At 56.0% G+C, this 12,586-nt stretch carries 12 protein-coding genes; 2 read left to right on the top strand and 10 right to left on the bottom strand.

Features of this window, described 5'->3' with window-relative positions; translation table 11 throughout:
- Positions 1-12: 12 nt before the first annotated feature.
- Together NNL35_RS10825 and NNL35_RS10820 are read right to left on the bottom strand one after the other, a co-directional pair.
- Positions 13-840, bottom strand: a complete 828-nt coding sequence (locus tag NNL35_RS10825; RefSeq protein ID WP_254553344.1) for a DUF421 domain-containing protein — start codon at positions 838-840, stop codon at positions 13-15.
- Between the two features lie 160 nt (positions 841-1,000).
- Positions 1,001-2,314, bottom strand: a complete 1,314-nt coding sequence (locus NNL35_RS10820; protein ID WP_254553343.1) for an ArsB/NhaD family transporter — start codon at positions 2,312-2,314, stop codon at positions 1,001-1,003.
- Between the two features lie 218 nt (positions 2,315-2,532).
- Between NNL35_RS10820 and NNL35_RS10815 the strand changes: the two genes are divergently transcribed.
- Both NNL35_RS10815 and NNL35_RS10810 read left to right on the top strand, forming a co-directional pair.
- A complete protein-coding gene (locus NNL35_RS10815) occupies positions 2,533-2,928 on the top strand; it encodes a TIGR04086 family membrane protein (protein WP_006679645.1) in 396 nt (131 codons plus the stop codon).
- A gap of 114 nt (positions 2,929-3,042) precedes the next feature.
- A complete protein-coding gene (locus NNL35_RS10810) occupies positions 3,043-3,903 on the top strand; it encodes a phosphatase PAP2 family protein (protein WP_111155278.1) in 861 nt (286 codons plus the stop codon).
- A gap of 301 nt (positions 3,904-4,204) precedes the next feature.
- On the opposite strand, the gene yajC is transcribed toward NNL35_RS10810, so the two are convergent.
- The 8 genes from yajC to NNL35_RS10770 form a co-directional block, all read right to left on the bottom strand.
- Positions 4,205-4,525: a preprotein translocase subunit YajC gene (gene yajC, locus NNL35_RS10805; RefSeq protein WP_006679771.1), complete on the bottom strand. Its 321-nt coding sequence runs from the start codon at positions 4,523-4,525 to the stop codon at positions 4,205-4,207.
- A gap of 95 nt (positions 4,526-4,620) precedes the next feature.
- Positions 4,621-5,760 carry a tRNA guanosine(34) transglycosylase Tgt gene (gene tgt / locus NNL35_RS10800; protein ID WP_006679770.1) on the bottom strand — a complete coding sequence of 380 codons (1,140 nt, stop codon included), beginning with the start codon at positions 5,758-5,760 and terminating at the stop codon, positions 4,621-4,623.
- 27 nt (positions 5,761-5,787) lie between these two features.
- On the bottom strand, positions 5,788-6,825 hold the full coding sequence (gene queA, locus NNL35_RS10795; RefSeq protein ID WP_006679769.1) for a tRNA preQ1(34) S-adenosylmethionine ribosyltransferase-isomerase QueA: 1,038 nt from the start codon (positions 6,823-6,825) through the stop codon (positions 5,788-5,790).
- Positions 6,826-6,838: 13 nt separating this feature from the next.
- Positions 6,839-8,980 carry a SpoIID/LytB domain-containing protein gene (locus tag NNL35_RS10790; RefSeq protein WP_254553342.1) on the bottom strand — a complete coding sequence of 714 codons (2,142 nt, stop codon included), beginning with the start codon at positions 8,978-8,980 and terminating at the stop codon, positions 6,839-6,841.
- 100 nt (positions 8,981-9,080) lie between these two features.
- Positions 9,081-10,082 carry a Holliday junction branch migration DNA helicase RuvB gene (gene ruvB, locus NNL35_RS10785; protein ID WP_254553341.1) on the bottom strand — a complete coding sequence of 334 codons (1,002 nt, stop codon included), beginning with the start codon at positions 10,080-10,082 and terminating at the stop codon, positions 9,081-9,083.
- A 15-nt stretch (positions 10,083-10,097) separates the two neighbouring features.
- A complete protein-coding gene (gene ruvA, locus NNL35_RS10780; protein WP_254553340.1) occupies positions 10,098-10,718 on the bottom strand; it encodes a Holliday junction branch migration protein RuvA in 621 nt (206 codons plus the stop codon).
- Complete coding sequence (ruvC, locus tag NNL35_RS10775) at positions 10,715-11,218, bottom strand: crossover junction endodeoxyribonuclease RuvC (protein ID WP_006679765.1); 504 nt, start codon at positions 11,216-11,218, stop codon at positions 10,715-10,717. Before ruvC ends, ruvA begins: the two co-directional genes overlap by 4 nt.
- Positions 11,219-11,393: 175 nt before the next feature.
- Complete coding sequence (locus tag NNL35_RS10770; protein ID WP_420832853.1) at positions 11,394-12,551, bottom strand: cation:proton antiporter; 1,158 nt, start codon at positions 12,549-12,551, stop codon at positions 11,394-11,396.
- Between the last annotated feature and the right edge of the window lie 35 nt (positions 12,552-12,586).

Raw genomic sequence — 12,586 nt, 5'->3', positions numbered from 1 at the left:
CATCCGGTTCAGCTACTTATGCTTCCGATCCACGAATAAGTGGCCCCGATGATCGATAGAACAGAAAAAAACGTCTTTAAATTCGCTGACGCCTTTCAACGTAAGCTGGTTTTTCAACCAGAAGCGGGTCTTATTGATGGTCGACAGATTATGATCCTGCACCTTGCCATCCATAATCAGCGGCAGCGGCAAGGTCGTGAAATGGTAACGCTCCGGCTTGCGCAAGGCGGGGCGCTGCTTCTTGGCCTTCTTTCGGCCGCCCGACGAGGAGGCTGAGCTGCCGGCGGTAACCGGGCCGGGACCTTTCGTATCCCCCGTATAATCATCCTCCAGAATGCCTCCCGATTGCTGGGCGCCGCTCTGGGATTGCTCGGCGGTCGGCGTATCCGAGTCCTGCTTCAGGAACACGGTCAGCTTGCCGTTCGCCTCCAGTATCGCATAGCGAACATCTCCGATATTATCCACGCCCTGCTCGCGGAGCTGCTGCATCAGGTCGTCCAGATTGTACCGCTGCCGCGCCATCTCCGGGCGGTCAAGCTGGCCGTTCTTGATGATAACGCTTGGCTTGCCATCGAACAAATGCCTTATCCATTGGCTTTTCAAGGCTATGTAAGCCACGCTGATCTGAATGATAATAAGCACGATGATCGGGACAAGCCCTTGCCATAGCGGCTTCTTGCCGTCTTCGATGACAAAGACCGCAATCTCCGCGATCATGATGGAGATGACGACATCGAAGACGGACAGCTTGCCGATCTCTCTTTTGCCCATCAGACGAAGCACGACGAAGACCACAATATACATCAGGATTGTGCGCAATACGAGAGTCCAGACTTCCATTAGCAACGCCTCCCGGTGCCATTTTCGGTGTGCCAGTAACGTGTATTCTGGCCCTGGTCCTCGAGAGGCATGCAGCTTTTTCTTATCGAAATGTTCCCATCCTGCATCTTACAATACGGTTAGCGGCTGTTCCAAACCGTCCGCCTTGGATCGCGAACGGTTAGAGGATGAACAGGAAAATGTAGACAGTTGAAATCGCCAGCGACAGCAGCGTCAGCGGAGCCCCGATTTTGAGAAAATCCATATACCCGAAGCCACGTCCCTCGCGCTGCGCCATTCCTGCCACAATCACGTTCGCCGATGCGCCGATCAAGGTCCCGTTGCCCCCCAGACAAGCGCCCAGCGCCAGTGACCACCAGAGCGGATTCAATTGGTTCGGATCCGTAATGCCCATCTGGGTCCCGACATCCTGCAGGAGCGGAATCATCGTCGCCACAAAAGGGATATTGTCAATCGTCGCGGACGCGATGCCCGAGCCCCAGAGCACGAACATGGCGGTTCGCGTCATATCGCCGCTCGTGACGCTCAACATCCATTGGGCCAATTGATTGATGATGCCGACTTCGATTAGTCCTCCTACAAGAATGAACAGACCGATGAAGAACAAGATGGTTATCCATTCCACCCGATGCAGTGCTTCTTCCAGCTCTTCTTCACCCTTCAGGCCGATCAGCATCAGCAGCGTAGCTCCCGCCATCGCGATAACCGCCGGCTCCACATGAATGGCCGAGTGAAGCATGAAGCCCAAGATCGTCAATACGAGGATCGTGACCGATTTCCTGACGAGCCCCTTGTCGGAAATATACGATTCCGCCGACAGCTCCATCAGCGCTTGGCGCTGACTGTCCGTGACCTTCAACTGCTTCCGGTAAATAAATACGAGCACGGCAAGCAGCACGGCCATGATGACCGCGATGACCGGCGCCAAATAGATCAAGAACATATTAAAAGTCAAATGCGGGTTCGCAGACCCGATCATAATATTCGGCGGGTCGCCGATCAAGGTTGCGGTGCCGCCCACATTCGATGCGATCACTTCCGTAATCAAAAACGGAACCGGATTGATACTGAGCATCCGGGTAATGGAAAACGTAATTGGCACGACCAGCAGCACGGTCGTCACATTATCCAGAAAAGCCGATCCGACCGCAGTTAACGTCGCTAGTATCACCAGGATCCGGATCGGCCTGCCTTTTGTTCGCTGGGCCGCCTTGACGGCGGCATATTGAAAGATACCGCTCTTGTTCGTAATCCCGACCAGTATCATCATCCCGACCAGCAGGAAAATCGTGTTCCATTCGATATGCTCGGTGAACGCGCGGTGCACATCTACGATTTGCAGCACAAGCATCGCCACTGCTCCAAGCAGGGCGATAATGGCCCGGTTAATTTTTTCCGAAATGATGATGGCATAGGTCACTAAAAAGACGATTACCGCAATCGTGACCTGCCATGTCGACGCATCATGTCCCATGTCATTCCATCCCTCTCTGCGCAATAGCTTCAATTCGGATCCGGGGATCCCATGACGGATTCGATATTTTTGCTCACATATTATAACGCCGTTCATTATTTTTCGTCTATGTCTTGTACTATTTCTATCTGCTTGCCCATACGATCTGTACTACCAGATATATTTTGTCCCACCCACGCTCGGGAACGATAATTCAAGCCGAAAGGAGAATCCCTATCATGAATGCATTGCAGCGTGTATCACAATGGAAGCCGAATCACCCCATTTTGGCCGGCATCGTCAATTCGTTTATCTGGATGGCCATGGGCGCCCTGGCCTTATCCGTGCTGCTCTACTCCAGTTCCGCCAATGAGGACAAGACGCTCGGCTATATTTATCTTGTCCATATCATCGCTCTTTTTATCGGAGGCTGGACGGCAGGCCGGCGCAGCGGGCGGAGAGGCTGGTACTATGGCGGTCTGACCGGTTTTTGCTACGCCATGCTTGTCCTCATTATCGGCTTTCTCGCCATGGATGCCGGCATCAGCTTGCAGAAGCTGATTCTCGTTGCTGCCGCAAGCGCCTGCGGCGCGCTCGGCGGCATATTCGGCGTCAATATGAGCCACAACAAATAAGCATCCGGACCGGCAGGTAGAAATGGTCGCTTGGGTGCATATGTTCCCCCTGCTCTTTATGGTATACTAAATGAATTAAATAACCGTTTACCGGAAATATATAGGGGGATATTTGTGGTATTATTTCACTCCATGCAGACGGTCACGTTATGGACTATCGCGGTCGTTATCCTGCTGCTTTGGTTCGGATCAGGCAAGCAGCCGCTGGCAGTCGTCGCTGCATTTTACAAGGCTTTGCGGCATTCCCGCTCTTTCTTATTCGCTTTTATCGGCCTCATTCTTATCTTGCTCGTGAACAACTTTGAGCTGACCGTCGAGGCAGCGCTGGCCATCAACTGGGATTTTACTTCCCATATTCATCAGCTGGAAGGCCAATTCGTACACAGCATTCAGAAGCTGTTCCATCATCCGCTTCTTACCCAGGTCGTCGCCTTTTTTTATATTGTTGTCTTCCAGTCGCTCATTGTCGGCTCCATCGCCATCTATATCGCGAAGGATAATCTTCGCATGGCGCGGGCGGTATGCTATGCGGTCATCATCAATTACGCGGTAGCCATCCCGTTCTATCTGTTCTTCCCGGTGAACGAAGTATGGTCTTATCCGCCGGCCGCCGTAGAGTTCCGCATGCTCGACGTGTTTCCGTCATTCGAAGAGAACTACCGGCAATTATCCGGATTGGATAACTGCTTCCCTAGCTTGCATACATCGATATCCGTGACGGTTGCGCTGCTCGCATCGCAATCCGGCAACCGACGTTGGGCGATCTTCACCTCAATCAGCGCCCTCATCGTCATCTTCTCGATCTTCTACCTCGGCATTCATTGGCTGACGGATATGATCGCGGGAACGATACTGGCAATTACGGCCTCTTGGCTCGGAATGAAATGGGCAGGGGTCCGGACTTCGTGGAATACGCAGCTGTCCAAGCGCGGCGGCAAAGCGTATACCAAATCGTATCCGGATTCGAAAATCTGAAAATGGACAAAAAAGCGATGTCTCTGACGAGGCATCGCTTTAGATTGAAGACAAACTCCCGCGAAATACGGCAATCGCGGGAGTTCTTTACGTTTTTTATCCCTATCATCTGCTCCACCAATACTGCAAGAATGCAGCAATTTCATGCGGGGAACAGCTTGCTTCATGCGCGGACCAGCTTGCCCTAACCTAACCTGTTCTGCCTTCCCTGGCCCCGCCCTTCCTAAGAAAAAAGACTGTCGACAGGACTTTGTCGACAGTCTGAAGCGATAAATATCGTGTTCGGTAAAAGGCGACTAGACTATGATGACGCGCTTGCGGCTTCCTCGCTAGTGACCACCGTGCTAATCGCATTGCGGTCAAATGTCATCTTCGTAACATCATTGACACGCAGGACGACGATGTCGTCGGTAATCTCCATAATCGTCCCATGAAGGCCGCCAATCGTCACGATTTTGTCCCCTTTTTTCAACTGGCTCAGCATCGAATTACGCTGCTTCTGCTTCTTCTGCTGCGGTCGGATCAACAGGAAATAGAACACCGCAAACATCGCCACGAATGGCAGCAGCATCGTTAACAACCCGCCGCCAGCACCAGGATCAGCTGCTCCGGCTAAAAACATGGACAATCCCCCTTTCTCCAAATGGTTAACCTATGTATGGACTCCTCCTGCCAATGCCGTTGTCTATATGCGCGCACTCAGCCATCGGCGGTCCATTAAAAGCCGCTCTCGTTGCGATCCATTCCGTAAGCTTCAAAAAATTCGTCCCGGAAGTCACGCAAACGATCTTCGCGAATGGCTTCACGAACTTGACGCATCAGATTCAACAGGAAATACAAATTGTGATACGTCGTCAGGCGCAAGCCAAACGTCTCATCCGCCTTAATCAAATGGCGGAGATACGCACGCGAATAATTGCGGCACGTATAACAATCGCAGTTCGGATCAAGCGGTCCGAAATCCCTTGTGAACTTGGCATTCCGCACGACGAGACGGCCTTGGCTCGTCATCGTTGTCCCGTTGCGCGCGATACGGGTAGGCAGGACGCAATCGAACATATCGATTCCGCGCATCGATCCTTCCACCAATGCATCCGGCGATCCGACTCCCATCAAGTATCGCGGCTTGCTGTCAGGCAAGAGGGGCACCGTCGTCTCCAATGCCACGTACATCAACGGCTTCGGCTCACCCACACTGAGTCCTCCAATAGCATACCCCGGGAAATCCATCGAAGTCAAATCCTTGGCGCTCTGTATGCGCAGATCTTCATACATTCCGCCCTGCACGATGGCGAACAGCGCTTGATCATGCGGTCTCGCATGACTGTTCAGGCATCGCTCCGCCCAGCGGGTCGTCCGCTCGAGCGAATGCTTGACATAACTATGCTCGGCAGGATAAGGAGCGCATTCGTCGAATGCCATCATAATGTCGGAACCGAGCGCATTCTGAATCTCCATCGCTTTCTCCGGAGAGATGAACAGCTTGTCTCCGTTCAGATGGGAACGGAAATGAACGCCTTCCTCTTCAATATTGCGCATGTCGCTTAAGCTGAAGACTTGGAATCCGCCGCTGTCTGTCAATATCGCGCGGTCCCAGTTCATGAATTTATGCAATCCGCCCGCTTCCCGTACGATCTCATGTCCCGGCCGGAGAAAAAGATGATACGTATTGCTCAAAATAATCTTCGCGCTCATCTCCTTCAATTCTTCGGGACTCATCGTCTTGACGGTCGCCTGCGTGCCGACCGGCATAAATGTTGGCGTCTCAAACGACCCGTGCGGCGTATGGACGATGCCCAGGCGCGCGCCGGTCTGCTTGCATGTTTTGATCAATTCATACGTTACTGCTGCTGCCATCGAATCATCATCCTTGTCGTAATTAGGTTAGTCGTCTTTGAAGATAAACATCGCATCGCCGAAGCTGAAGAACCGGTATTCTTGTTCTATCGCTTCCCGGTAAGCCGCCATAATATGCTCCCGGCCGGCGAAGGCGCTGACGAGCATCACCAAGGTTGACTTGGGCAGATGGAAGTTCGTCAGCAGCGAGTCGACAAGACGGAATTCATATCCCGGGTAAATAAAAATATCCGTCCAGCCCGAGCATGCCGCCACCGGGTCTGCCCCGTAGCGGCCGGCTACCGTCTCCAGCGTCCGGCACGAAGTGGTGCCGACGGCGATAATCCGTCCGCCCGAGCCTCTCGTCTCGTTGATGAGCGCGGCCGCCTCCTCGGACATCTCGTAATATTCGGCATGCATCACATGCTCCTCGACCACGTCCGCCGACATTGGCCGGAACGTGCCCAGACCGACATGAAGCGTGATCATGGCGATGCGCACCCCTTTGGCCCGAATCTGCTCCAGGATGCTGTTCGTAAAATGAAGGCCGGCTGTCGGAGCCGCCGCCGACCCTTCATGCTTCGCGTATACCGTCTGATAACGCTCCCGGTCATTCAACTGCTCCTTAATGTACGGAGGAAGCGGCATCTGCCCCAATCGATCGAGAATCTCATTGAAGATGCCCGCGTACTCGAAGCGGATGAGCCGCGCGCCCATCTCGCGCTCCTCGATGACGGTCCCGGTCAGCTCGTCCCCGAAGCGGACGCTCGCCCCCTGCTTCAGCCGCTTGGCTGGCTTGACCAACACTTCCCACATATCATCCTGCTCCTGCTTCAGCAGCAGCACCTCGACATGCCCGCCCGTATCCGGCTTGACGCCGTGCAGCCGGGCCGGGATGACCCGGGTATCGTTCAGCACCAGCAGATCGCCCGGCTTCAAGTATTCAATAATATCGGGAAAAGTCCGATGCTCCACTTCTCCGGTCCGCCGATTCAATGCCAGCAGACGCGATGCCGTTCGATCCGCCAGCGGGGTCTGGGCAATGAGGTGTTCCGGCAAATGAAAATCAAATAAATTTACATCCATATCGTTTTACGCCCTACCGTTTCACTAAATCTACGTTTTTATAGTAGTATTTCAAGATTGCTTCGTAGTCATACCCTTGATCGGCCAGACCCTTCGCGCCCCATTGCGACATGCCGACGCCATGGCCGTTGCCGCGGCCGACGAACAGGAAGGACGCTTCCTTCGACAGCACTTCCGCCTTGCCTTTGCCGTCAACGGCCACCGTTCCCGCCGGCAAAGACGAGCCGCTGGCGCCGCCGGAGCCTTGGGCTGCCGAACCGGCCAGCTTCGTGTCCTTCACCTTGCCGTCCGCCCCGATCACAGCGGCGGTTCCGGCCGGCACGATATCGAACAGCGTGCTCGGCAAGCCGCCGAACGCGCTCCGGAAGTTGTCCGGGTAGCTAACTCCAACAGGAACGCCATTCGCTTCGATCTTGGTCACGCGCCCCGAAGGTCCGCGCTCGGTAATCTCCAAGCTCGTTACCGGTCCGTTCAGCTCCGTCTTGGTCCGCTCCTTGAGCCAGGCGGTAATCTGGGCAGAGGTATATGGCCCGCGGACCCAATTCATCTCGGTTGATTCCGGCACCGTGTCGATCACCGTCATCTCCGTCCCTTCGTTCACCTTCGCTACGGGAGCGACATTCGATTGAATTGCCGGAATCGGTCTTACGTTCGTGCCGTCTTCAATCGCGGTAACCTGCTCGAATCCCGCTTCATTATTACGGTTCACCGGACGAACGACATCTTCCCGCACATAACCGCTCTTCCCGTCCGGCAAGATCACCTGGAACCATGATTTTTTGCCTTCCAGTACCCCTTCGTCCGGGCTGTCTACCACCTGGAAGTAGCCATAGTCTCCGCCCCAGATCTCGCTCGGATCGGCGGTCTTCCCTCCGGCATTGGAGTGGAAGATGGCTTCGATCAGCTTCCCATCCTGCATAAGCACTTCCCCTGCCGTCGCTTCGACGGCTTTGCGGATATTGTCATGCTCCTTCTCTACGCCGAAGTACGCCTGGCTTAACGTCGTATCCACCACATTCGCAATCTCGAACTTGCCGTTCTGGTAGAGCGCGAACGTCCGGGCAGCGACCGCCTGAGCCTTCAGCGCATCCTCCGGCCATTCGGCATACACCTCGCCGCCGACGACAGATACCAAATATTGCTCCAGCGGAACTTCATTGACGAGCGCCAGCTTATCTTTGTGCAGACTGACCTCCATATCGCCGCGGTAGGCCCGCCCGTACCGCTCCGTTACCTGGATCGTGCTTGGCGTGCTCGTCGACACCATCCATTTCGCGTCGCCGTTCACGCGGTAATGCGTAATCGTCTTGCCTTCGTCGGCTTCCTTCATATGTATAAGCGCGCCGTCCGCCTGCACAGTTTCGGCCGTCAAGGAGGCGCGGGCTATTTTCTGCTTCGTGTCGCCCAGATCGGCTGCCGAGGCCGCTTGTCCGGCCCATACCGCTACCCGGCTCTTCCCGTTGTCCAGCATCGTAACGAGATAGGCGTCGATATCGGCATCCAGCAGCGTCTTCAGCGCCGGTGCCGCCTCCTTCTCGGACGAATAGGTTCCTGCCTGGAGGTAATTCGGACCCGCTAATGTGGGCTTGTAGTCCTGCACCAGCTCCATCAAGCCTTGATCGTCCTTCATGCGGTCAAGGGCCTGTCCAGCCGCCTTCTCGGTCGGGTAGCTGCCCGCATAGACCGAATAGAATGTCGCGCCGCGGCGGCTGAATTCAATCATAACGGCGGTGTTGTTCGCCTCCGCCTGCTTCAGCACCGCCAGAGCGGCCGCCTTGTTCTTCGATTCATACAGCTTGATTTTGTAATCATCCGCACTGAAGCGGATCGTCCGTTCTGCTTTCAACGGTCCGGACGTTCCGGCTCCACGGGCTCCAATCTGAAGCCCGACGGTTGAATTCAGGGTCACCTGAGGCGTCTGGCCCGGTGACCGGCTGCCCAAATCGGCAAATAATGCGACACGAATCGGTTCGGATACGATCTGCTCCGGTGATTGGGCTCCAGCCTTGGCTGCTTGGCCGTTATCTGCAAAGGCTACAACCGGCGCTGCAGGGAAGACCCCTGCAGGCAGCATCGCGGCTCCCCCGAGCAGCAGCGTGCCTGCGACGGCGCCGGTGACGGTTCTTCGAATCACATTCCGGTAGGTGGTAGTCATACTCTTCTGTTCCCCTTCCTGCTCGTCGTGTCTGGTGGATGTTGTTCAAAAAGTCCGCTTGTAAACATGCGTAATTGCGTAATATCGATGTCGATTGAATTTATTTCTCTGGAATTGGCAATCCTAGATGGTGGTAAGCCTGATTGGTAACCATGCGCCCTCGGGGCGTCCGCTGCAAAAATCCGATCTGCAGCAGATATGGTTCATATACATCTTCGATCGTCTGGCTCTCCTCCCCAATCGTCGCGGCAATCGTATCCAGTCCGACCGGACCACCGCGGAAATGGGAGATCATTGCCTGAAGCATCTTGTGATCGATCGCGTCGAGGCCAAGGGCATCGACCTGGATCAAGCGCAGCGCTTCCCCTGCCAATGCGGGCGTAATAATCCCGTCGCCGCGCACTTGAGCGAAGTCGCGAACCCGCTTCAAGAGCCGGTTCGCAATCCGCGGAGTGCCCCGCGAGCGGATCGCGATCTCGTCGCTGGCCTCGCCTGTAATCTGGACGTCCAAAATATCGGCGGCGCGGCTCACGATGAAGCTAAGCTCATCCTTGTTGTAATACTCCAGCCGGCTGACGACGCCGAAGCGATCGCGAAGCGGCGCCGAGAGCAGGCCTGCCCGCGTCGTCGCCCCGATAAGAGTGAACCGGGGCAGATCGAGGCGAACGGAGCGCGCGCTCGGGCCTTTGCCGATAATGATGTCCAGCGCGAAATCCTCCATCGCCGGATACAGCACTTCCTCCACCGTCCGGTGAAGGCGGTGGATCTCATCGATGAACAACACATCGCCTTCCTGCAGATTGGTCAGCAAGGCCGCCAAGTCGCCCGGCCGCTCGATGGCCGGACCGGAAGTCGTGCGGATGTTGACACCCATCTCGTTCGCAATAATGTTGGACAGCGTCGTCTTTCCCAATCCGGGCGGACCGTACAACAGCACGTGATCGAGCGCTTCCTTGCGCATTTTGGCCGCTTCGATGAATATTTTCAGATTGTCCTTCACCTGGTTCTGCCCTATGTATTCAGACAAATAACGCGGACGCAGGCTCAACTCGACCGCCTGATCCTCCATCATATAATTGGCTGAAATGATGCGTTCTTCCATCTGTACCGCCTCTCCTTACCCTGTGAACAGCAATTGCAGCGCCTTCTTCATGAGCGAGTCGACCGTCTCGTCCGCATGCACGCGATGCTGCAGACCGTTCCAGACCCGATCCAGCTCGACATCCTTGTAGCCAAGCGCCTTCAGCGCTTCGCGGGCTTCGCCCCACGCGCCGTCTTCCCGATCGTCCTCGATCGTCTGCACCTCTGCGAACAGCGATCCCGGATCCGTGTCCCAGCCCATGCCGTCCAGCTTGTCCTTCAAATCAAGCACGATGCGCTGAGCGGTCTTCTTCCCGATTCCGGGCAGCTTCGTCAGGAACGAATAGTTCTCCTGCTGAATCGCCGCCACGACCGAATCCGGCTTCCCTGCGCTCAAAATGCCGAGCGCCACCTTCGGTCCGACGCCGCTGACTTCAATCAGGCGGCGGAACAGCTTCTGCTCCTGCCGCGACGCGAATCCGAACAGCAGAATCGCGTCTTCCCGCACATGATGGTGCGTATATACGGTTACGGCCGCTTCCGACTTCGCAAACGCGTACGGGTTCGGCGTATATATGCGATACCCGATCCCTTGAACTTCCAATACGACATAATCGGCTTCCAAATGGACCACCGGTCCGCGAACAAAATCAATCATGGACGCAATACTCCGTTCAATTTGTCATGTAATCCGCTGGAATGCGCATGGCATAGCGCCACGGCCAAGGCGTCCGCCACATCATCCGGCTTCGGTATCGCCTTCAGCTTCAGCAGCAGCCGCACCATCTCCTGCACCTGTCTCTTCTCGGCGTTGCCGTAACCGACAACCGCCTGCTTCACCTGCATCGGGGTGTACTCCCCGATCGGAATGCCCCGCTTCGCGGCCGCGAGAATGACGACGCCGCGGGCTTGTCCCACGCTGAAGGCATTCGTCACGTTGCGGTTGAAGAACAACTTCTCAATCGCCATCGCATCCGGCTTATAGCGATCCAGCAATTCCTCCGCTGCTTCAAACACTTGCAGCAGCCGGATCTCCGGAGCGGTGGCCGAATCGGTCTGAATACAGCCATATTGCACGGGAATGACCTTGTTGCCGATTTTATCCACAAATCCGAAGCCGACAATGGCAATGCCCGGGTCAATTCCTAATATTCGCAAAAAAAATCTCTCCCTAACGATTCCGTGTATGTCTGGCGAACATATGTGTTCACTCCATTATAACACAGATCGAAAGGAAGAGAATGAGTCTTTCCGCGCTATTGGCAGGCCCGGACGGGGACCGGCGGGGGCGTACGCAGCCGGGCAGAATGACCGTCCGCCGAGGCGGCTGACGTCAGGAGCGGCTTCCGCCCTGCCGAAAGGCCAATTTGAGCATCGGGGGCGTGACGAGCGTCGTCACGATGATGACGATGACGAGGGGCGTGAACAGGACGGGGTCGAACAGGGCCCCCTCGAGGCCAGCGGTGGCGATGATGAGGGCGACCTCGCCGCGGGATACCATCCCCGACCCGATGCCGAACGCGCTGCGGCGGCCGAACCCCGTCATGCGCGCCCCCAGCATGCAGCCGAACAGCTTGGTGGCAATCGCGAGAAGCGAAAATAGCAGCATAAATCCAACATGCTGGCCAAGCCCGGCGAAGGTGACCTCCAATCCGACGCTCACGAAGAAGACCGGCACGAAAATTCCGTAAGCGATCGGCTCCAGCCGGTGCTCCACCTCCTGCTTGAAGTCGGTCTGCGAGATGGCGATGCCGGCGGCGAATGCCCCGATAATGCCGGCTACGCCCAATTGCTCCGCCGCATAAGAGAAGGCGAAGCAGATGATGAGCGCCGCGCTGATGACCGCTTCGCTTACCTTCAATGGAGCGAGCCATCTCATGAGGAGGGGGACGGCATAGATGCCTGCGGCAATCGCCCCGGCGAAGAAGATCACCTTCTTGCCGACGATCCATCCGAGGGAAGCCTGCTCCGTCCCCGCTCCGAGAAGGCTCAGCATGAAGGCCAGCAGGATGACGACGAGCACATCATCGACGACGGCGGCTCCGAGAATCGTCGTTCCTTCCCTGGAGCTGAGATGTCCAAGATCCTTCAGCGTCTGAACCGAAATGCTGACGGAAGTGGCGCACAGCAGCAGCCCGATGAACAGCGACTGCCCTTGATCCATCCCGAGGGCGGTTCCTCCCAGATACCCGCCGATGAAGGGCAAAATAATGCCGCCGAGCGCGACGGCGACCGAGGCTTTCCAGTTCTGCTTCAACTGCTCGAGATCGGTCTCCAGGCCGGCGATGAACATGAGCAGAATGACGCCGACCTCGGCCATGTCGCGCACGATCTCCCCGTTGGTCACCCAGCCGAGCACCGCAGGGCCAACAATGATGCCGACGATCAGCTTCCCCAGCACGGAGGGCTGGCCCAGTCTTACCGTCAAGTCGCCGGCCAGCTTGGTCGCCGTCAGTACAATGAGGAGCATCAGGATGATATCCAAGCGCATCCTCCTTCCTTCCAGAGGTAGTTATAGATTCTGAT

The organism is Paenibacillus dendritiformis, assembly GCF_945605565.1.
Classification (GTDB): Bacteria; Bacillota; Bacilli; order Paenibacillales; family Paenibacillaceae; genus Paenibacillus_B; species Paenibacillus_B dendritiformis_A.
Note: the sequence above shows the minus strand (reverse complement) of the source record. Positions and strands in the feature narration are given on the sequence as shown.

Excerpts from the sequence above, each read along its gene's own strand:
- NNL35_RS10825 (WP_254553344.1), bottom strand. The coding sequence starts at position 840 with ATGGAAGTCTGGACTCTCGTATTGCGCACAATCCTGATGTATATTGTG.
- NNL35_RS10820 (WP_254553343.1), bottom strand. The coding sequence starts at position 2,314 with ATGGGACATGATGCGTCGACATGGCAGGTCACGATTGCGGTAATCGTC.
- NNL35_RS10815 (WP_006679645.1), top strand. The coding sequence starts at position 2,533 with ATGAATGCATTGCAGCGTGTATCACAATGGAAGCCGAATCACCCCATT.
- yajC (WP_006679771.1), bottom strand. The coding sequence starts at position 4,525 with ATGTTTTTAGCCGGAGCAGCTGATCCTGGTGCTGGCGGCGGGTTGTTA.
- tgt (WP_006679770.1), bottom strand. The coding sequence starts at position 5,760 with ATGGCAGCAGCAGTAACGTATGAATTGATCAAAACATGCAAGCAGACC.
- queA (WP_006679769.1), bottom strand. The coding sequence starts at position 6,825 with ATGGATGTAAATTTATTTGATTTTCATTTGCCGGAACACCTCATTGCC.
- NNL35_RS10790 (WP_254553342.1), bottom strand. The coding sequence starts at position 8,980 with ATGACTACCACCTACCGGAATGTGATTCGAAGAACCGTCACCGGCGCC.
- ruvB (WP_254553341.1), bottom strand. The coding sequence starts at position 10,082 with ATGGAAGAACGCATCATTTCAGCCAATTATATGATGGAGGATCAGGCG.
- ruvA (WP_254553340.1), bottom strand. The coding sequence starts at position 10,718 with ATGATTGATTTTGTTCGCGGACCGGTGGTCCATTTGGAAGCCGATTAT.
- NNL35_RS10770 (WP_420832853.1), bottom strand. The coding sequence starts at position 12,551 with ATGCGCTTGGATATCATCCTGATGCTCCTCATTGTACTGACGGCGACC.